The sequence below is a fragment of the Halobacillus halophilus DSM 2266 genome (assembly GCF_000284515.1).
Classification (GTDB): Bacteria; Bacillota; Bacilli; order Bacillales; family Halobacillaceae; genus Halobacillus; species Halobacillus halophilus.
On the sequence record NC_017668.1, the window covers coordinates 873,775 to 894,761 of the forward strand.

The window sequence follows — 20,987 nt, forward strand, 5'->3', positions numbered from 1 at the left end:
AAGGCAGGATTGGAAAAGTAAAAATTGTGAATTTTTCAGCTTCAATCGCTTACATAAAATAAAATACTTTTTTACAATCATAGCTGTTTACAAACGCATAAAAGGGCTCTATAATCCCGATTGTACTATTCATTCGTTCGACAATATTTTTCAATATTTTCAATAAAGGAGGCTTACTGATGCTTAAAAAAATATGGTCCTTTCTAATGATGAATATAGGTGCTTTATGCGTAGCGGTTAATGTTCACTTTTTCCTTTCCCCAAACGATCTAGCGACAGGGGGAGTCAGTGGTTTATCAATCGTATTGAATAAAGTCATCCCTGATCTATCATTAGGAATGATAATGATCTGCTTAAATATCGTTCTGTTTATTGTTGGTTTTATATTCTTAGGTTTTCAATTTGGAGCGAAAACCATCTATGCTAGTTTTGCTCTATCTTTCATGGTTTGGGGACTGGAAACCTATGTTCCAATGCAGGAAGCGTTGAGCAATGACTTACTGATTCAACTAATTATTGGTCAAATTATTGCGGCATCTGGAATGGCCATTGTTTTTCATCAAGGAGCCTCTACAGGCGGAACAGATATCATTGCGATGATTCTTAATAAATACTTTTCTATTGAAGTAGGCAAAGGCGTGCTTTTCTCTGACATAGCAATTGCCGCGTCTTCCATCTTTATATTTGGTCCAACAGTCGGTATGTATGCTTTCTTCGGAGTTATTCTGAATGGCCTAGTGATTGATTATGCGCTACAGCAATTTGATAACAATAAAGAAATTGTTATTATCAGCCGGGAAAGTGATCTTGTGCGTAATTTCATCGTTCAGCAGCTGGGGCGCGGGGCAACGATTCACTATGCAAAAGGTGCATTTAATCAGGAAGACAAAGAAGTCATTACGACCATCTTAAACCGAAAAGATTATACTCGCTTGAAAAAGTTTATGTCATCTGTAGATGAGCGAGCATTTATTACGGTCCATTCCATGAACGAAATACTAGGAGAAAACTTCAAACGTCTCGCTTAATTGAATAAGAACATGAAAAAGCCTTCAGACATTATTTTAGTCTGAAGGCTTTTTTATAAGGTTTTTTAATACGTGTGAAGCCTAATAATGCAGAGGCATTTATAAAGCTAACAGCGATAATTGAAGCTATGGAGTAGTTATAGCTGCCTATTAGATAAGAAAAGCAGAAAAATAACAAAATAACCATCATGGAAAGACTGATAAGTAAGAGCGGCAATGGGCTTATCATGTTTCCGGTTTTTCTTTCCATTATAAGTTTTCACTCCTCACGAACGAACTTGTTATCGTTAATCATACATGAAGGGGTTATTTTCTGTCAATTTACTTAGCTCAATAGATTTGCCCTGGGTAAAATTAAATTGATTGAATAATTAAGAATATTTGATATAATTAGTTTGCTGTAAAAAATGAACAGACGCTCATTATGGTAGAGGAGGAATATGAAGTGGATCGTGAAGAATTAATTGCCCCTGAAAGATATAACGTAGTTTCAGAGATGGAGAAGTTCGCGGAAGATCCTGACCGAAAGGCTTTATTGTGGCTGAGTGAAGCAGGTGGCCGAAAAGAAGTTACATATGAACAGCTGCTGCATCAGGCAAACAAGATGGGAAATGCTTTTCTGGACCATGGTTTGCAAAAGGGAGATAAAATCCTTGTCATGATTCCTCGATTGATTGAAGCGTATCAAGTATATATAGCTGCTTTAAAAGCTGGATTAGTTATTATTCCAAGTTCAGAAATGCTGCGTGCGAAAGACCTGCAGTACCGGATTACTCATGGGGATGTACGTGCGGTCGTCAGTTACCATCCCTTTACAGAACACTTGGATGAAGTGAAAGAAAGTGAACAACTCCTTAAATTTTCTGTAGGAGGTTCGAAAGAAGGCTGGTTTGACTTTGACGGATTATTAGAGGATTACAGTTCTACTCTTGAAACAGCTGACACAGCTAGCGACGATATGGCCTTTTTATCGTACACTTCTGGAACGACAGGCAATCCAAAAGGAGTGGTTCATACCCATGGATGGGGATACGCTCATTTGAAGACTGCTGCTTATAAGTGGCTTGCTATTCAAGATGGTGATACAGTATGGGCGACAGCTGGGCCAGGCTGGCAGAAGTGGGTGTGGAGCCCGTTTTTATCCGTCCTGGGTACGGGTGCAAGAGGTCTCGTGTATCAAGGGAAATTCAATCCGAAAACCTATTTAAGCCTTATGGATGAGCACAATGTTAACGTTTTATGCTGTACACCAACTGAATACCGCCTGATGGCTAAAGTAGATAATCTTGATGATTATAAGCTTGCTGGACTGCACAGCGCTGTTTCTGCAGGTGAACCACTAAACAGGGAAGTTATTGATACTTTTAAGAATCATTTCAATGTAACGGTTAGGGATGGTTATGGTCAGACAGAGAATACTCTTTTAGTAGGAATTTTGAAAGACATGGAGGTCCGTCCTGGTTCCATGGGACGTCCTACACCAGGGAATCAAGTTGAAATTATTGATGAACTTGCTGAACCTGTGGAAACGGGAGAAGTTGGAGATATCGCTGTGCATCTGGATACTCCTGCTTTGTTCAAAGAGTATTATAAGGATCCGGAACGCACAAAAATGTCTCATCGTGGACATTATTATGTGACAGGGGACCAGGCGAGAAAAGATGAAGATGGGTATTTCTGGTTTGAAGGTCGCAGTGATGATATTATTATCAGTTCCGGTTACACCATTGGACCTTTTGAAGTAGAAGATGCTCTCGTGAAGCACAAAGCTGTGCAGGAGTGTGCTGTAGTTTCAAGCCCTGATGAGGTTCGTGGTAATGTTGTTAAAGCTTTTATTGTACTTCAGAACAACTATGAGCCAACAGATAATCTAGTAAAAGAATTACAGGACCATGTTAAGAACACCACGGCACCTTATAAATATCCGAGAAAAATCGAGTTCACCGAAGAACTTCCTAAAACGACGTCCGGAAAAATACGTCGCGTAGAGCTTCGTAAAAAAGAAAATGCTTCCAGATAGGCTGCCTAATAGGAAGCTTATCTGAGACTGTAATTGAAAGACAAGACCTGTTGCTGAGAAAACTCATCAATGGGTCTTTTTTTTTGAAAGGGATAGGAGAATGAGTCAATGATTAGAGAAGCTGTCATAGATGATGCCAATAATCTGGCAGAACTTATGAAAACATTAGGTTATCCAGCCACAGAAAACGAGATGAGGCGGCGCTTAGAAGTGATTTTACCTCATAATGATTTCAAAACCTTTGTATATGACTCAACTGAAGGGGTCATTGGCATGATTGGGATGAGTTTCAGTTATGCCTATCATACCGATAGCCCTCATGTTCGAGTCATTGCTTTTGTAGTAGATAGAAAACATCAAGGAGAAGGTGTGGGAAGATTACTCATGAAAGAGGCAGAGCAGTGGTCAGAGGTAAAAGGTGACAAAACGATTCAGTTAAACAGTGGTAACCGTAAAGAACGTGAAGTAACCCATAAGATCTATGAGGGATTTGGTTTTGTCGGAAAAGCTACTGGTTTCTATAAAAAGCTATGAATTTCTAATCAAAATCCGCTTTAAGAATTTACCTTAAAGCGGATTTTATTATTTATGACCGGTTCCATAATTCCATTAACGGTCCATTTTCCCCTAAGAGGGGATCTGCTGCAGGAGCCGGCGCATCAGGAATTTGAGAAAGAGCTTCTTCGTATTCTTTTTTATCGCCTGTTTTTAAGTCAAATGATTCTCCAAATGGGTAGGCAGCAAGAACTTGGAAATCAACAGTGGCCCCTTCATTTTTATGAGCCACGCCGGCTGGAAGAATAATTAAATCTCCTTTTTTAACCTCCAGTGTTTGTCCGTGCGGTCCGCCTAGCTTCAAGCGGGCTGAACCTTCTATCACACCTAGAATTTCGTGCGTTCGGCTATGGTAATGGTGGTAATCAAATATTCCGCCCACCCATGTGTTGGACCACCGGTTTTTCTTGAATAATCTTTCAGCTTCCCTTGTTGGCATATCCATTGCCTGACGATAAACTAACGCTGGCAAATAGGGATGATTTGGATAATAGCCATCCTCTTTCAGCAAAATGCGATCTATACTTGTGTTCATGAGTCTCTCCTTTCAATATCTCTTCCAGTGAAACATAACCATACATAAAAGAAGATAAACATTTTTTGAATATAAATGAAACTATTACCAACTTATGATCGTATGATAATGCAGAGACGCAATTTATGCTAGATAGTTAAATATTATATTAACATAATGTAAATAGTTTAAAAATGTGCTTGTTGAATTGGAAAGATATTACTAATATTGTTAGAATAATAAACGAGGTGAGCAAATGGCAAAGAAAATAATCATAATAATGGGTATTCTATTTACGATAATTTTGTCTCTAGTTTACATAGATCAAAGGTATTTCTTTAATCCGGTAAAATTCAGCCAGGATGCAGTTACACCTCATGATTGGAATGAATATGAACGTCCGATGACCCTGACTTATTATAATTTAGAGGATGGAAGACAGACTGTTACGATTGATACAGAACAGGAGATTAAAAACTTATTAAGAACGTTAAAACAATCTCCACCTGAAGAGGATGCGGAACTGTCAGAAGATGTCGAAGGCGCCTTAAAGCTTTCAAGTAATCAGCATACTTTATTAGAGATATACTTTTACGCGGATCATTGGAAGATTCTGAAGGAGAAAGGTGCCATTTACGAAATTACGCAGCCACTTGAGAAATTATTTAATAAGTACTAGTCAGCCGGTTTTTACAGGCTGGCTAGTTTTTGTTAAGAAAATAATGATTCCTTACGGAGGTCTCGTCTTGTTCAATCACTCAGTTATTCGGGACGTAAGCCTCTCATCAATGAATGGAAAAACGCAATCCTTTTTGAGGGTCGGCTTACGCCGGTCATGTCTTTCAGGGCAGTTCCAAATTAGAACACTTTCCTGCATCGTGCAGGGTTGAAGCTGAGTCATAAAGAATCGGGAACTTGACTGAGAATCAAGACGAAGATGTAAAAGAAATTGTCTAATGAAAACTCGATAAAATGTTTATGATAGTCAAAAAAATAAAAAGAATGTAATATACTTGAAGAGGTTAAAATGAATAAGACAACAACGAGGAGTGCATTAAATGAGCAGGATATTTACTCATATCTTTAACATACTGGTTGGAATTCTGATTCTCATTGAGGGAGGTGTCTACATCTTTGTAAACAATAAAGATGGGGACCTTCATTTTCGCAGTATCATCATGTCCGTTTTGTTACTTTTAGCGTGGGGAATGTCTTATCGGAAACAATTAACGAGTGAAAATCCAAGTGCGTGGCTGATTGTCACCATTATTATTACGATCCCAATGATACTCCCATGGCTTTTCTTTATTTAATTAAGAGTTGCCCAGCCAAAGCATAAGGCCTACAGCTCCAAAAACAAGCGCCGAGACAAGGTAAATATACCCGAAAACTCGGTGCTTAACTTCCTCCTGGCTGGTTTCTACAGCCCCTGAATAGATAAGAAATAAAATAGCTATGATATACATGGATAATTCTACGCTTGCGTAGGGTCCTTTTTTTATTATGAGCCATAAATCGATGGGAATGGCTGTGAAAAGAGGGAGATAAAGAGGGTTAACCCAATCTCCCCATTTTTTCTCCTTGAACATAATATCTCTCCTAATTTTTATGGCTTTGTTAAACTTCATTTTTGATTTAAAGGTAAAGCTCCCGTTTGCTTAAGACTCAGTTTCGAGATAACTTGGGTCCTTTGCCAAAAAGGGGAGGGCGGCTACAGAAACAACTAGCTTTCCTGCGGGGGAACTGGCAAGCCTCCTCAGTCGTTAACACTCCTTGTGGGGTCTCGCCTCGCTCCTTCTCCCGCGGGAGTCTCGTCGTTTCCTCCCCACCCCGGCCATTTCATGTGAACGGACTCTCCCAGTAGAAAAAAGTGGGAACCTTAAATCGGCTTAAATGCTTCTATAGAGGCGTTTATACCCTGAAGAGACTCGGTACTCAGCGTTGATCATATAGGTTATTCTTCCTCATATGAAGGCATTTACGTAAAGGATTTCGAGCTCTCCATGATCGCAAAGGGCGGAAGGGAACGGCGAAGACTCCTGCGGGATGAACATGATCGGTGAGATCCCCGCAGGGCTGTTAAGCCCGAGGAAGCTCACCACATGCCCGCGGAAAGCGAGCCGTTCCCTGGAGCCACTTCTCCACCCAATATCTCGGAATCGAGTCTTCAACTAAACGGCCCGATTGGGTAATAAAGATCTTATGAAAAATCACAAATAAACTCTACCAGAGCCATTTTTAGAGAAGCATCCATCCGAGCAGACTTCCTGCAGTTCCAAACCATATAGCAAAACCAATATTCCATTTCGTTATGCGGTAAGGATTCCTGCCTGTTAACTGGCTCATGATGGTGACGGTCGTATTAAATGTACCCGCAGCGTCACTCGCGAGGGTGGATGTTAACAGTACAATAGCGAGACTTAAAGGATTTAATTCGGTCAGTAACGGCTGGATTAAGGTTCCCATCAGGCTAATAGTTACTAAGGGATGGATGCCGATTAATGAGAAGAGCAGGGAAACCAGCTGGATAGCTATGAACAACAGTAAAGGCAAGGAAGATAATTGCAATAAGGGCGTTTGAATCATATTAATCATTGTAGTCTGTTCAAACATTTCACTGAAAAAACCAAGTGATATAAACAAAAGCATTAGATTCTGTAAGCCGTTGACCTGGGGAACCCAGGTTTTTTTGTTATAGCTTATAAATTCTTTCAGTTGTTTTATCGTAAGCGCCCATAACAGAGTGAAAGGCAAAATCAATAGGATAACGGCATTAAAATAAGTAATACTTAATAGCTTCTGTACCCCAAAGGCGAGAAAAATAAATAAAAACAGCATGCCGAGTAAGTAGCTGACTTTCCCCATTAATTGACTGCCGGATGTCTCTGAAGACGTTTCCGGTGCTTCATAAATCTTTTGTCTGTAGGTGAACCATCCAATGCACCAGTCGATAAGCAATAGTGAAATAGAAAAAAATAGAGCCCACGGCAGCAATTCAAAGTAAGCTACTCCTGTAATCGTAACCGTCAGGGCGATAAAAATTTCTATAGGACTCCATACGTTGGCTAGTGCAAAGGAGCGGAGGATGGATTGGCTGGAAAATGGATCAAGACGTGATTTGCTGAGTTTCTGTGCTGAATCTTTAACCACTCCCTGCACAATAGTAATAGCCGAAAAAAAGACAAAAAGACAGAGAATGTAAGCAATTAAAGAGCTTCGGTAATACAGCTGCCCTAGATGTTTTGTTCTTAGCTGCAGCAGATTCTGCAGTTCTTCGTCATATTTGCCCACCACCATAAGATTGTTAATAAAGGGTAGGAAATATAAAAGACTAAGAAGCAAAGCCGTAGAAGTAAAATGTAAGGGGAGAGTCAGCCAGTTTTCGCCGGAGAAGCTAAAGATCAGGATTCCGGCAAAAACAAATATAGTAGAAATGATTTGAAACGTACGGCTCGCTCCTTTAAAGGAAACCGGAATAATAACCAGTGCGGTGCAGCCTAATAAATAGGTTAAGTAATAATTATCCATAAAAAGAGATATTAGGTAAAGAAGGATAAAGCTAGTATACAAGGAGGATTTTAAAATTTTTTTATATGTATGCTCCATGAACAAACTCCCCTAATTTTAAGCATCTCGTTATAATCGTCCAAGAATAGAAGTAAAAAGTCAACTTGCATGGATTAAATTTGCCAGACAGTGGGTTTTTATTATATATAGACTCAAGTATCGTTTTGTGGATTTGGCATATGTGTATCCACTTGTTAAGCTTAAGCTTGTCTATATCTTAACCCCTCTTTATACCCTCTTTTTTCCAGAAAGAATGGATTGCTTACTTAGGAACAAACTAACAACTAGCAGATAAGTCAGAAAGGATGTTTTGAAATGAAGACGAAATTGATTGATTGGCCTACATTTATAGGCGCATTAATTTTGCTGGTAGCGGTTACGCTTCCACTAATTTTGTTCCCGGAGGCCGGAAAAACTTTTGTGGCTGACGCCAATAGTTTTATGACAGGTAACTTTGGCGTGCTGTACATGATTATGGGCTTTGTTGTTTTTGCTTTTCTATTATTTGTAGCGTTCAGTAAAAATGGTTCGATCAAACTAGGTGATGAAGGAGAAAAGCCTGAATTCAACACGTTTTCCTGGGCGGCCATGTTATTTGCTGCAGGGATTGGTTCGAGTATTCTATATTGGGCAGTAATAGAATGGGCTTATTATTATCAGGGGCCTCCATTTGGGGTAACTCCTGAATCTCAAGAAGCCATTCAGTGGGCCTCCGCTTACGGAATTTTTCATTGGGGTCCTATTGCATGGGCCATTTATACGCTTCCTGCTTTACCAATTGCTTATTTCTATTATGTAAGGAAAAAGCCGGTACTTAAAGTAAGCGAAGCTGTGCGTCCTGTATTAGGAAAATCAGTAGACGGGCCTCTTGGAACTGTAATTGATGTTCTGTTTATGTTTGGGCTGCTGGGCGGTGCAGGGACGACGCTTGCGCTTGGTACGCCTATGATTGCTGAAGGTGTCAATAGTCTAACAGGTATCCCGGCGAATCTTGGATTGAAATCTTTCATTATGCTGTTATGTACATTGATTTTTGCGATCAGTTCGTATTCGGGGCTTAAAAGAGGTATTAAAGTTCTCAGTGACATCAACCTTTGGTTATCACTGTTTATTCTGGCCTTTGTTTTCATCTTTGGGCCTACCCGGTTCATTAGTGAAACGACGGTTAACGGTCTTGGAATACTCGCAGATAATTTCTTTAAAATGGCTACGTGGATGGAGCCTTTTGCAGGTATAGGTCCATTTGGTGAGACTAATTTCCCAGAATCCTGGACTATTTTCTATTGGGCCTGGTGGCTTGTTTATGCCCCGTTCGTAGGTCTGTTTGTTGCCCGAATTTCAAGAGGTAGAACCATTCGACAAATGGTTCTTGGAACGATGATTTATGGAACAATCGGCTGTATCTTGTTCTTTGGAATCATGGGTAACTTCGGTTTATACATGCAGCTCACCGGATCGTTTGATGCGGTTGCTTTTATGGATCAAAATGGAGCTCCGGCAACGATTATTGCTATTATTAATCAACTGCCGCTTGCTAAATTCATGGTGCTGGCCTTTACTGTGCTTGCTATCATATTTCTGGCGACGACATTCGATTCTTCCTCCTACATCCTTGCTTCTGTTGTTCAAAAGAGTGTAGAAGGCGAGCCAATGCGCTGGAACCGACTGTTTTGGGCGTTCGCTCTATGCCTAATGCCGCTTGCGCTCATGTTCCTTGGTGGTTTGGGTACACTTCAGACGGCAAGTATCGTGGGAGGATTTCCGCTGATTTTCATTATGATTTTATTAGCCTGGTCCTTTATGAGAGCCTCAAGCGAAGATATTCGGGCCTCTGATGACTATCAGTCCTCAACGATTCACATCGAACGCTGGAAGAAGAAAGGCAAGAAACGCAGAAGATCAGCTCTCGAAGTACTTGAAGAAAAAAATAAAGATAATGATGAAGAGGACAAATAAGTAACAGAAGCCTCCGTGCATGGCGCGGAGGCTTTTCGTGTTAAAATAGATCAAAAGGAGGGCTCTTATGATATTAAATGCTTTCGGAATATTAATCGTTGGGGCAGCTTTAAGTGTATTGATTATTCTGGTAGCTTATAAGTTGTTTGTAAAGAAAGAGTCTATAGACACATCCCATTCCTACACTCCTTTTGACTATATAACCGGACAAACCAGTCAGGAGTTCCATGAAGAAGAAGACTTCCTCCAAGAAGAAGAAAAAGATCCTAATGAAAAACCATAGAGATAGTTCCATTACTTCCCACCTCAGGTCATCCAAATATTGGATGACCTGAGGTGGGATATTTTGTATGGCTCTATTTTGGAAGATAGGGCAGAGGTGACTGAATGATAAAGTCTCCGCTGTCGCTTAAGAACTGATTAAGCAGGTGAAGATGATCGCCTCCAATTAAAACCAAGATTCGATCTTGGGGGCCAGCCATCCGGGCAATATTGGCGGAGATGGCTAGATCGCGATGGTGCCATTGTTTCAACCATTGAACCCCGACCTGATGCTGGCGGTCTCCCACTTTTGCAAGCTTCATGTACACTCTTTGCAGCTCCTGGATATAATCCGGCCGATTAATATAAGACAGGGAATGCAGCAGATCTTCGTCGTTTTCCATCTTCTTCAACTTCGACTGGACTTCAAGAATCTCCTGGAATAATTCAGTCTGATGTTCCTTAGCCCATTCAAACACTTGATTTAAAGAAGGTGTATTCATGTTTACGACTTCATCAACGGGATATACCCGAGGATGTTCTAGTTCATGAGCCAGTCTGAAAGCAATTTGTTCGACTTCATCGTAGGTAGGTTTCAATTCACCGGATAGAAATTCCCGATATTTACGATCGAGTTCCTCCTCAATGAGAAAGGACTTTTCAACAGCAATTTTAGTCGGATTATATTTCTTAAAAGCTTCGACGACGGTGTGGATATGATCCTGCTGCTCATTTACGGTTTGAGGTTCCATTGCCATATGAAATGTACCGAGAAGCATAACTTCAGGTTTACTCATTTATCATTCTCCTAACATTATCCCAGTTTTACCCACCTCAGGTCATCCATATTATGGATGACCTGAGGTGGAAGGTTTTAACATGATCATTCTGCTGGTTTATTAAAGTGGGGAATTACATACTCTCCCAGTTCTTGAAGTATCTCAGGAACGGGGCGTTCATTTTTGGATAGACCAAACATGATATGGTTCACACCCGCTTTTCTATATTCCTCAAGCAGTTCGACGGCACGTTTTCTACCTGTTCGATAGCCGGCAGGTATTTTCTCGAGCGGGTAATCAGGATCGTCCATTAATTCCAGCGGAAGAGGCATGAAAAAGGGACGAAAAGCACCAGAACCATGATATTCTTTAACTTTTTCTCTGTAAGCTGAAATAGTCTTTTGCTGCTTATCGGGGGATTGCGGGTAGAACATCCACCCATCTCCATGCTCAGCAACCCAGTCCAGGGATTGCTGGCAATAGCCCGTCATAAAGATAGGGATGTTATGTGTAGGCTTAGGGACCAGATTAGACTTGTGCAGCTTTCCGAACTTTGACTCCACCTCCGGAAATTCCTCTGCAATAACCTCATTGAAATAATGAAAACTCTCGCGGAACAACTCGCCTCGTTTCATAATATCAATCCCCAGGCCTTCAAAGTCTTTCCTTCGGTCGCCAGAAGAAATTCCGAGCATGAGCCGTTCAGGAAAAAGCCGCTCAATACTGGCAGCTTCTTTGGCCGTGCGAAGCGGATGACGCAGGGACGTGACCAGAGCCGCTGTTCCCAAATGAATAGACGAGGTTTGGGAGGCCAGATAAGTAAGATAAATTAAGCTGTCGAAAATTTGTCCGGTAGCCGGATCTTCAAATGTAGGGTCTTCAAGTAGTACATCCTGGAACCATAAGCACTGAAAGCCCATTTTTTCGGCAAGCTGAGCTCTTTCAACTTGGTGAATCATCTGTGGTGGTTCTTTATCGTAATTTTCAAGCGGGACATTCACACCAAATGAAAGTTCGTCTTTCTTAAGCATTTTTTGAAAGCCTTTATGCTGTTCGAACAAAGCAGGTCCTCCTCCGTGGTAATGATGATGCTTTCTATTATAAAGAGGAAAGAGAAGAAGTGCGAACAACAGACATTGCAGGTAAATTAACAGAGTCAAAAAAACAGTTAGCTGGATTCAATCCATCTATTACAGGAGTCAATGATTCTCTGCTGTGCTTGAAGGTACATCATAAACGAATAACCCGGGGGGCATAGCTATAAAAGGTGGTCCTCCAGCTCAAAATCGAATGGAATACGCTCTTTATTTAATAATGTCAACAATGACTCTGACAAACATGCGTTTAGATTGTATTGTATATAGCACTGTAACCGCTTTAAAATAAAATTACAGACAAAGAGAAAAAAGCGTTGAGAGACGAAGGAGGAAACAAAATGAGTGAACAACAAGAGAAAGTGGGAGTGAGGGCAAGAGTCCAGAAGTTCGGCAGCTTTTTAAGTAGTATGATTATGCCTAATATTGCTGCTTTTATTGCCTGGGGAATTATCACCGCTTTATTTATCCCGGATGGCTACTATCCTAATGAAGATTTAGCAGCAATGGTAGGACCAATGATCACTTATCTATTGCCATTATTAATTGCTTTTACCGGTGGACGGTTGATTCATGGGTTGCGAGGAGGAGTTGTCGCCGCCACGGCTGCCATGGGTGTAATTGTCGGCTCACCGGACACACCAATGTTCCTTGGCGCCATGGTTGCTGGTCCGATTGCTGGTTATGCCATGAAAAAAGTGGACGAATTCTTTGAAGGAAAAGTTCGACAAGGTTTTGAAATGCTCGTTAATAACTTTTCAGCAGGAATATTAGGAGCGGTACTAGCCGTACTTGCTTACTTTACGTTAAGTCCGCTCTTTTCAGGGATCACCGAACTTCTTGGTGTAGGAGTAGATTTCCTAATCTCAGCTGGTTTATTACCATTAGCCAACTTATTCATTGAACCTGCCAAAGTGGTATTTCTGAACAACGCTATTAACCATGGAATTTTAACGCCGCTTGGTACAGAACAATCTCTAGAAACAGGAAAGTCGATTCTATTCTTACTTGAAGCGAACCCTGGTCCTGGTCTAGGCGTATTGCTCGCCTTTATGTTCTTTGGAAAAGGAGTCTCTAAACAAACAGCACCAGGTGCAGCAATCATTCAATTCTTTGGCGGAATCCATGAGATTTATTTCCCTTATATTTTATCCAAGCCACTCGTCATATTAGGCGCGATTGCTGGTGGTATTTCAGGTACAGCTACTTTTGCTTTCTTCAATGCTGGACTGACCGCCGCAGCTTCACCAGGAAGTATCATAGCTATTATGGGTATGACACCAAGAGGTAATTATCTTGGAGTTGCTGCTGGTGTAGCTGTAGCTGCTGTTGTTTCATTTATCGTATCCTCGATTATTTTGAAAGCAAGCAAAGATGAAGACGAGGGAGATATTGAAGAAGCGACCTCTAAGATGGAAGGTATGAAAGGGAAGAAAAGCAGTGTATCTGGTCAGCTCTCAGGTAAACAGTCTGCAGAAACGACAGAAGCTTCTCCTGAAGACGGTCATACAGCTGAGGTTCCTAAGCTTGATTATTCCAAAGTAGATAAAATCATTTTCGCCTGCGATGCCGGAATGGGATCAAGTGCCATGGGGTCATCCTTATTGAAGAATAAGTTTAAAAAAGCGGACCTTGATATTGAAGTAACGAATATGGCCATTAACGACCTGCCGCAGGATGTAGATGTTGTCATTACTCATAAAGATTTAACGGAGCGTGCGAAACAGAAAGTTCCAAATGCTCACCATATTTCCGTGGATAACTTCCTGAACAGTCCAAAATACGATGAGCTTGTGGAAGAACTGCAAAACAAATCTACTACTAAGGAAGAAGAAACGGGCGGCACAGCAGAAGTACCTGATGTAGATGCTTCTAAAGTGGACAAAATCATTTTTGCCTGCGATGCCGGCATGGGATCCAGCGCTATGGGCGCATCCCTCTTGAAAAACAAATTCAAGAAAGCAGGAATCGATATTAATGTGACGAACATGGCCATTAATGACCTGCCGCAGGATGTGGATATCGTTATTACTCATAAAGACTTAACAGAGCGAGCGAAGCAAAAAGTTCCAGGTGCCCATCATGTGTCTGTCGATAATTTCTTGAACAGTCCGAAGTATGATGAGTTAGTAGAAGAGCTGCAGAAATAATGAAAAGTAGAAAAGAGTCTGTTCGATCAGACTCTTTTCTGTCCGAATATCATTCCCAATGGCTGACGGACAGAGAGGAGTGGAAGGATGTATGTATGTCTCAGCACGAGAACGAAGACTGATTGAAATGCTGCTTGAGACTCCTCAAGATCTAACCATTAAAGACCTGGCGGAATCTTTAGATGTGAGTGCTCGAACGATTCATCGAGATTTAAAAGGTGTAGAAGATATACTGGAAAGCCACGGGTTATCCTTAGAGAAAAAAACCGGAAAAGGAATAGCTATTCTTGGCGAAGAAGAAAGACGCCAGGATTTAAGAATGTCAATAAATGAACAAAACTCTGTAGATTACACACCCGAAGAACGTCATGTGCTTATTCTCTCCTGGCTGCTTGAGTCTCAGGAACCGGTTAAACTCATGACTTTATCAAACGAACTAGGTGTCACAGTGGCCACGATCAGTCACGATCTGGATAAGATTGAAGAGATTCTTGTTAAATTTCAACTCCAGCTGATCCGTAAGCGTGGATACGGAGTGGAAGTTCAAGGGGAAGAAGGCAACATCCGTGAAGCTATCCAATATATCATTATGCAGCATATGAATGAGCATGATTTTCTTAAATTGCTGCGAGAGAACATCCAATCTCCGGCTGCACCTTCGCTGGATGCCGTCTCCGATCATTTGCTTGGTCTCGTTGACCGGCAAAACATCAGCACCATTGAACAAACCGTGAACTCTATTCGGGCGGAGCTGCCTTATCATTTGGCTGACAGTGCTTATATTGGATTAGTTATTCATTTAGCCTTAGCGATTGAACGTCTCCAGCAAGGGGAATTTATACAGATGGAAGACGAGTATCTGGCTCGTCTTCAGTCAACAAAAGAGTTTGATATTGCCGGAAAATTAATAAGCGAGTTAGAAGAAATCTTTGAGTTATCGATTCCGAAAGCGGAAACCGGGTACATTACGATGCATCTAATGGGGGCAAAAGTCCGGTACAATCAGGACTACATTCTGGAAGACAGCAGTTTGAGTATTGCTTTTAAAGCAAAACAGCTGATTGAATTTGTTTCGAATACCTTACATCAGAATCTTCACCAGTCAGATCAGTTGTTGAATGATCTGGTGGTGCATCTGAAGCCGAGTTTGTACCGGATCCACCAGGGAATGGATATTAAAAATCCGTTGAGGGAACAAATTGAGCAGGACTATCCAGAATTATTCCTAACACTAGAACGAGCCACAGAATTTGTTTTCCCAACCATTACTTTTCCGAAAGAGGAAACGGCTTTTCTAGTGATGCACTTTGCCAGTGCTTTGCTAAATATGGAAGGTTCACGTGGCCTTAAAGCGTTAGTGGTCTGTTCAAGCGGCATAGGTACCGCCAAAATTTTAGCCGCTAAGCTTAAAAAACAATTTTTGGAGATTGAAGAAGTGGATCACCAGTCTCTGTTCGACTTAGATAAAATAACGAAAGAGGATTACGATTTAGTCGTATCTACGATTCCGCTGGATAGTATGGAGGATTATGTACTAGTCAACCCGATGCTTCCAAGTGCGGACATTCAGCGGCTGGAACATCGAATCCGAAAATTGAAGATTATGGAAAGTATGAAGCCGATCAAAGAAAACGTGGCGCAAGAAGATGAGACCCTGCAGGCCATCCAAGATTCTGTAGGAGGTATTCAGCGCTATGCTGCAACCGTTGGACAGTTGTTAAACGGTCTGTACGTGCTTAGCCACTCAAGTATATCCAAACAAGAAATTCTTCAAGATGCGTGTCTCACATTACAGAACAAAAACATGCTCACAGAAGCGGAAGCTATTACGGAAGCCTTAGTGAACAGGGAAACTGTGGGAGGACTCGGGATTCCAGAGACCACTCTTACCTTGTATCATACAAGGCATCCCGCTGTACATGAGCCGACCTTCACCCTTATTAAGCTTAACGAAGCCGTGGAGGTTACGGGGATGGATGGCGAAATGATGCCGTCGTCCGTGTTTATCCTTATGCTGGCCCCACAGGATATAAGTAAAGAGGGGCTAGAGGTGGTCAGCTTCTTGAGTTCTATGCTGATTGAAGAGCCTGAAATGGTGAGGGTGCTTGAAAAAGAAGAAGAAGACCAAATTAAAAATTATGTGTCTAATCAGCTTCATCAGTTTTTTAAGAAAAAAATATCTTAATCATTTAAAGAGGAGAATGAATATGTCTGATAACATTTTAACGTCCAATACGATTGAATTGAATGCACAGTTCAGCTCTAAAGAAGAAGCGATCCGCTATGTGGGAGGTCTGCTTCACGATGGCGGTTATGTAGAAGAAGCTTATATTGATAAAATGATGGAAAGAGAAGAAGTGACTTCTACCTTTATGGGGAACTACGTAGCCATCCCTCATGGTACGGAAGATGCAAAGAAATCAGTGAAAGAAACAGGTCTTGCTGTAGTTACCGTGCCAGATGGCGTTGATTTTGGTGACGGGAATATCGTGAAATTGCTCATTGGAATTGCTGGAAAAGGGGACGAGCACCTTCAGATCCTTTCTCAAATTGCCATTGTATGTTCAGAAGAAGAGAACATTGATACGATTCTAAATGCTCAATCGAAAGAAGAAATTATCAGCATCTTTAACGAGGTGAATTAAAAAATGAAAGCCGTTCACTTTGGAGCAGGAAATATCGGAAGAGGATTCATTGGTGCACTGTTATCGCAGGCAGGGTATGAAACTATTTTTGTAGATGTGAATGGTGAGTTAATCAATGAACTAAACCAGAAAAGGTCCTATCAAGTGGATCTTGCCGGCACAGATCGTTCGCTTGAGGTCACGAATGTATCAGGGCTAAACAGCATCAACGATGAACAGGCAGTTATTAAGGCGATTGAGGAAGCTGAGATTATTACTACGGCTGTTGGCCCTAATATTCTGTCTGTCATTGCCCCTGTACTGGCCAAAGGTCTGCTTCACAAGAAGGAAAAAGGAAACGTAATCGCCTGCGAAAATATGGTAGGTGGAAGTGAAATTTTGAAAAATCACATTCTTGAACACGCAGATGCTGAGGAAAAGGATTGGATCATTGAGAATATTGGCTTTCCGAATTCAGCTGTGGATCGAATTGTGCCGGATCAGCATCAGGAAGATTTATTAACGGTAAAAGTGGAGCCCTATTTTGAGTGGGTAGTAGAAACGACTGCTATTAAAGGGGGTCGTCCGGAAATTAAAGGAATTACGTATGTCGATGATTTGACTCCTTACATCGAGCGTAAACTTTTCACAGTGAACACGGGGCATGCCGTGGCTGCCTATTTAGGGAAATTCCATGGCTACCAGACGATTAAGCAGGTTATGGACGATCCAGCTATTAAAGAGAAAATCCGAGGGGCCCTACAGGAATCAGGAGCTGTTCTGATCGAGAAATATAAATTTGATGAGGAAGTGCATTACGAATATATTGAAACGATTCTCAGCCGTTTCGAAAACCCGGATTTATCAGATGAAGTTACTCGTGTCGGACGAGCACCAATTCGAAAACTCGGACCAAATGACCGTCTTGTACAGCCGGCCGTTTCTTATCTGGAATACGTAAAGGAGGATCCGGTACGTCTTGCGGAGGTTATAGCAGCTGCTTTATTTTACGAGAACGAGAAGGATGAGGAAGCTGTTGAACTGCAGAAACTTATCACAGAAAAAGGAAGAATCAATGCCTTTAAGGAAGTCGCAGAGTTGGACAGCGATCATCGACTTGTCAAAGCAGTTGAAGCACAGGTCCATCATTTAGAAAAATAAGTACTAAAAAAAACCTCCAGAGGAATTTTAACCCTCCGGAGTTTTTTTGTCTTTTATTTGATTGTGTTTCTTTAAAGCCTGAATCACTTCTTCTTGATGGTCACCGATAAAATCAAGGCCGTAATGATATTGGCCGTGAGCCGGCTTCATCCATATGACTTCCGCTGTAAAAGAAAGATCGTGACCGGCTAGTGAGGTGGCGACGAATAAGTGGACGGTTTTGCTAGTGGGTATATGTACATCGGAAGCAAGTCTCATCCCTCCAGGACTAATGTCTATAACACTGCCAGATCCCATGGAGGAATTGACAGATTTTTTATCTACCTTGATTAGTTTAAAGCCAGCGGAGAGAGGCTCCTCGAAGGTGTATCGCAATGTTTCATTTCTTCGGTATCGCATGAAATCGACCTTTCTGGCTAAGACATCTTTTAATTGAAAATACCAAAATATTCTTGATAAAGCAATCTATCGTTTTATGAGTTGTTCACTTTATCTTGTGTGTGAAAATTCTGATACAATGAGATAGGTGAATATGTTTACATAAAAGAAAGGGGAACGTTATGAATACTCTCCATAAAACGTGGAATTTAGAAACGATTTTTGAAGGAGGCAGTGAATCTGAACAGTTTCATAATTATGTTCTGAAAACAGAACAGGAAATTAGCAAGCTTGAAAGTCTTGTACACTCATTCACATCGCCCCAAAATACAGACCAGACAAAAGAACTCTCTGAAATTGTAGATCAAATTCAACTAGTAACGAAACGACTGGGAGAAATCGGGGCATTTATTAGCTGTTTGAATGCTCAGGATGTAAATGATAAAAAAGCAGGTGCCTGGCAGTCCAGACAGAATGAACTCAGCGCTGCGTTTGGAAATCTGCTCACACAATTCGATCAGAAATTAGTTCAGACGGATGAAGATGTATGGAAATCGTTATTGAAACATGCTCCATTTCATCAGTTGGAATTTATCCTTAATGAGCGACGAAGGGCTGCCAAGGACAAATTGGAGCTGCGGCAAGAGTCCTTAATTAATGATTTAGGGGTGGATGGATATCACGCTTGGGGACAAATGTATGATGCTATTGTTGGGAAATTAACTATTACACATGAAGGAAAGACGCTTTCCGTAGGACAGGCCTCAAACTTGCTCGACTCACCCGACCGCGCCGTTCGGAAGGATGTTTTTGATAAGCTGCAGAAGACCTGGAAAGCACAGACGGATCTATTCAGTGAGACATTGAATCATCTGTCAGGTTTCAGACTTCAAACCTATAAATATCGAGGTTGGGAGCGGGTGCTGAAAGAACCGCTTGAGTACAATCGAATGAGTGAAAAGACCTTGAACACAATGTGGGAAACGATCACAAAATACAAAAAACATTACCTTCCTTATTTAAAAAGAAAGGCGCATATGCTTGGTATAGAACGTTTAAGTTTTTACGATGTGGAAGCACCTGTAGGCTCAACGGAACAGACAATGAGCTTTCAACAGGGAGCTGAGTTTATTACTCAGCAATTCCGTTCGTTCAGTCCTAAGATGGCAGATTTTGCAGAAATGGCTTTTGAAAAGCGCTGGATCGAAGCAGAAGACCGTTCAGGCAAAAGGCCAGGAGGCTTCTGCACAAGCTTTCCTGACAGCGGACAGACAAGGATCTTTATGACATATTCCGGTACACCATCTAATGTGGCCACGCTGGCCCATGAGCTGGGACATGCCTATCACCAGCACGTAATGGATGATCTGCCTGCCCTGAATCAGGGATACGCTATGAACGTGGCTGAGACAGCTTCAACATTTGCGGAGATGATTGTTTCTGATGCAGCCGTGAAGCATGCGGCCAGCGACACTGAAAAAATGACGCTGCTTGAAGATAAAGTTCAGAGAAGTATTGCTTTCTTTATGAACATCCACGCTCGTTTCTTGTTTGAAACCAGATTTTATGAAGAACGTAAAAAGGGAGTGGTTTCAGCTGAACGCTTAAACGAACTTATGGTTGAGGCACAGAAGGAAGCCTATGAAGAGGCGCTGGATGAGTACGATCCAACCTTTTGGGCATCCAAACTTCATTTCCACATTACAGATGTACCATTCTATAATTTCCCTTATACGTTTGGTTATTTGTTCAGCTTGGGTATTTACGCGAAAGCTCTAAACTCGGACAGTAATTTTGAAAATGACTACATTGCCCTGTTGCAGGATACGGGTCGTATGACGACAGAAGATTTAGCAGCTAAGCATCTGGGTGTAGATTTAGAGAAGCCTGAATTCTGGGAACAAGCTATGGATCTTTGTATGAAAGATCTAAATGACTTTATGGAGCTTAGCGCAAAATAACCGGGACGATTAACGAGGAGGAATTCAAATGGAAGAGAAGCTTATTCCTGAAGCTGAAAAGCAGCAGCGAGTAGAAGAATTAGAAGGCTGGAAATTGACGGATAACAAGTTTATTGTTAAACGCTATCGCTTTGAAGACTTTCTTTCCGGCATCCGTTTTGTTAATCTTGTGGCCGAATATTCGGAAGAAATTCAGCATCATCCTTTCATCAGTATCGATTACAAAGTGGTCACCATGAAGCTGACTTCGTGGAATGCCAAGGGACTTACGGAGCTTGATCTGGCATGCGCAGAAAAATATGATATTTTATACAGCAATATAAAGTAAGGACAAGAAAGACCAGTGTAAGGAAAAAATCGCACTGGTCTTTCTTAAGTTATGGTAAGCATTACAGAAGATTCCACCCAATTGCAGCGGAAGGATCATCGAATATCATTGCCTCTGAAAGAAGCACTATCAACGAACGATCCACTTTTTATAGAAAAAAGTTTTATTAAGTATTGCCAAATTATTGCCTTTCAGAAAAGCTCCCGATACTGGAATACTCAGTTTCGAGATAGTTGGGGCCCGTTGCAAATAATAGATGAGGGCGGCTACGGAAACAACTCGCTTTCCTGCGGCCCTACAAGACGTAGGGTCGATCGACGTTGCCACAGGACGTGGCGACTTTAGTCAATCCTCCTTTTACCAGAAGCCTCCTCAGTCGTTAACACTCCTTGTGGGGTCTCGCCTAGCTCCTTCTCCCGCGGGAGTCTCGTCGTTTCCTCCGCCACCCCAACGATATCTAGTGAACGAACCCTGCTATAGGAGACAGGAGCCATACTGCATCTGCCTCAAATGCTTTATAACAGGGTTCCTACACGTAATCAAACATTAAAACTCAGGGTGGTTATAGATTATCCTTGTTCATTGGAAGGTGTTTATTCAGAGAATTTCGA

19 protein-coding genes are annotated in these 20,987 nt (G+C 41.5%); 13 read left to right on the forward strand and 6 right to left on the reverse strand.

Annotated features, from left to right (window positions below; genetic code table 11):
- Nucleotides 1-179: 179 nt before the first annotated feature.
- From HBHAL_RS04325 to HBHAL_RS04340, 3 genes are all read left to right on the forward strand, one after another.
- On the forward strand, nt 180-1,028 hold the full coding sequence (locus tag HBHAL_RS04325; protein WP_014642137.1) for a YitT family protein: 849 nt from the start codon (nt 180-182) through the stop codon (nt 1,026-1,028).
- 445 nt (nt 1,029-1,473) lie between these two features.
- Nucleotides 1,474-3,048, forward strand: a complete 1,575-nt coding sequence (gene mbcS / locus HBHAL_RS04335; protein ID WP_014642139.1) for an acyl-CoA synthetase MbcS — start codon at nt 1,474-1,476, stop codon at nt 3,046-3,048.
- A 108-nt stretch (nt 3,049-3,156) separates the two neighbouring features.
- A complete protein-coding gene (locus HBHAL_RS04340) occupies nt 3,157-3,582 on the forward strand; it encodes a GNAT family N-acetyltransferase (RefSeq protein WP_014642140.1) in 426 nt (141 codons plus the stop codon).
- A 52-nt stretch (nt 3,583-3,634) separates the two neighbouring features.
- Here the strand turns inward: HBHAL_RS04340 and HBHAL_RS04345 are convergent, their stop codons facing one another.
- Nucleotides 3,635-4,138, reverse strand: a complete 504-nt coding sequence (locus HBHAL_RS04345; RefSeq protein ID WP_014642141.1) for a cupin domain-containing protein — start codon at nt 4,136-4,138, stop codon at nt 3,635-3,637.
- 235 nt (nt 4,139-4,373) lie between these two features.
- On the opposite strand from HBHAL_RS04345, the gene HBHAL_RS04350 reads away from it, so the two are divergent.
- Nucleotides 4,374-4,796 (forward strand): hypothetical protein, encoded by a 423-nt coding sequence (locus HBHAL_RS04350; RefSeq protein WP_014642142.1) that lies wholly within the window; start codon nt 4,374-4,376, stop codon nt 4,794-4,796.
- A 379-nt stretch (nt 4,797-5,175) separates the two neighbouring features.
- Nucleotides 5,176-5,430 (forward strand): hypothetical protein, encoded by a 255-nt coding sequence (locus HBHAL_RS04355; RefSeq protein ID WP_014642143.1) that lies wholly within the window; start codon nt 5,176-5,178, stop codon nt 5,428-5,430.
- On the opposite strand, the gene HBHAL_RS04360 is transcribed toward HBHAL_RS04355, so the two are convergent.
- On the reverse strand, nt 5,431-5,706 hold the full coding sequence (locus HBHAL_RS04360; RefSeq protein ID WP_145955987.1) for a hypothetical protein: 276 nt from the start codon (nt 5,704-5,706) through the stop codon (nt 5,431-5,433).
- 649 nt (nt 5,707-6,355) lie between these two features.
- Nucleotides 6,356-7,645 (reverse strand): hypothetical protein, encoded by a 1,290-nt coding sequence (locus tag HBHAL_RS04365; RefSeq protein ID WP_145955988.1) that lies wholly within the window; start codon nt 7,643-7,645, stop codon nt 6,356-6,358.
- A 354-nt stretch (nt 7,646-7,999) separates the two neighbouring features.
- Here HBHAL_RS04365 and HBHAL_RS04370 point away from each other — a divergent pair, with 354 nt between their 5' ends.
- Both HBHAL_RS04370 and HBHAL_RS04375 read left to right on the forward strand, forming a co-directional pair.
- The gene (locus HBHAL_RS04370; RefSeq protein WP_014642146.1) at nt 8,000-9,640 is read left to right on the forward strand and encodes a BCCT family transporter; all 1,641 of its coding nucleotides are present in this window, start codon (nt 8,000-8,002) and stop codon (nt 9,638-9,640) included.
- Between the two features lie 67 nt (nt 9,641-9,707).
- The gene (locus HBHAL_RS04375) at nt 9,708-9,923 is read left to right on the forward strand and encodes a DUF3951 domain-containing protein (RefSeq protein WP_014642147.1); all 216 of its coding nucleotides are present in this window, start codon (nt 9,708-9,710) and stop codon (nt 9,921-9,923) included.
- Nucleotides 9,924-9,996: 73 nt separating this feature from the next.
- Here the strand turns inward: HBHAL_RS04375 and HBHAL_RS04380 are convergent, their stop codons facing one another.
- Together HBHAL_RS04380 and HBHAL_RS04385 are read right to left on the reverse strand one after the other, a co-directional pair.
- On the reverse strand, nt 9,997-10,698 hold the full coding sequence (locus HBHAL_RS04380) for a DUF5694 domain-containing protein (protein ID WP_014642148.1): 702 nt from the start codon (nt 10,696-10,698) through the stop codon (nt 9,997-9,999).
- 86 nt (nt 10,699-10,784) lie between these two features.
- Nucleotides 10,785-11,711, reverse strand: coding sequence for a TIGR03571 family LLM class oxidoreductase (locus HBHAL_RS04385; RefSeq protein WP_051005628.1), 927 nt, complete (start codon nt 11,709-11,711; stop codon nt 10,785-10,787).
- A gap of 404 nt (nt 11,712-12,115) precedes the next feature.
- Here HBHAL_RS04385 and HBHAL_RS04390 point away from each other — a divergent pair, with 404 nt between their 5' ends.
- Genes HBHAL_RS04390 through HBHAL_RS04405 form a run of 4 tightly spaced genes read left to right on the forward strand, consistent with a single transcriptional unit; the run spans nt 12,116 to nt 17,709 of the window.
- Complete coding sequence (locus HBHAL_RS04390; RefSeq protein ID WP_014642151.1) at nt 12,116-13,924, forward strand: PTS mannitol-specific transporter subunit IIBC; 1,809 nt, start codon at nt 12,116-12,118, stop codon at nt 13,922-13,924.
- Nucleotides 13,925-13,982: 58 nt separating this feature from the next.
- On the forward strand, nt 13,983-16,109 hold the full coding sequence (locus tag HBHAL_RS04395) for a BglG family transcription antiterminator (protein ID WP_087946040.1): 2,127 nt from the start codon (nt 13,983-13,985) through the stop codon (nt 16,107-16,109).
- A gap of 22 nt (nt 16,110-16,131) precedes the next feature.
- Nucleotides 16,132-16,569, forward strand: coding sequence for a PTS sugar transporter subunit IIA (locus HBHAL_RS04400; RefSeq protein WP_014642153.1), 438 nt, complete (start codon nt 16,132-16,134; stop codon nt 16,567-16,569).
- A 3-nt stretch (nt 16,570-16,572) separates the two neighbouring features.
- Complete coding sequence (locus HBHAL_RS04405) at nt 16,573-17,709, forward strand: mannitol-1-phosphate 5-dehydrogenase (RefSeq protein ID WP_014642154.1); 1,137 nt, start codon at nt 16,573-16,575, stop codon at nt 17,707-17,709.
- A 27-nt stretch (nt 17,710-17,736) separates the two neighbouring features.
- Here the strand turns inward: HBHAL_RS04405 and HBHAL_RS20325 are convergent, their stop codons facing one another.
- Nucleotides 17,737-18,006 (reverse strand): PilZ domain-containing protein, encoded by a 270-nt coding sequence (locus tag HBHAL_RS20325; RefSeq protein WP_158512344.1) that lies wholly within the window; start codon nt 18,004-18,006, stop codon nt 17,737-17,739.
- 263 nt (nt 18,007-18,269) lie between these two features.
- On the opposite strand from HBHAL_RS20325, the gene HBHAL_RS04415 reads away from it, so the two are divergent.
- Nucleotides 18,270-20,048: a M3 family oligoendopeptidase gene (locus HBHAL_RS04415; protein WP_014642156.1), complete on the forward strand. Its 1,779-nt coding sequence runs from the start codon at nt 18,270-18,272 to the stop codon at nt 20,046-20,048.
- A 28-nt stretch (nt 20,049-20,076) separates the two neighbouring features.
- Complete coding sequence (locus HBHAL_RS04420; protein WP_014642157.1) at nt 20,077-20,376, forward strand: 4a-hydroxytetrahydrobiopterin dehydratase; 300 nt, start codon at nt 20,077-20,079, stop codon at nt 20,374-20,376.
- Nucleotides 20,377-20,987 lie beyond the last annotated feature (611 nt).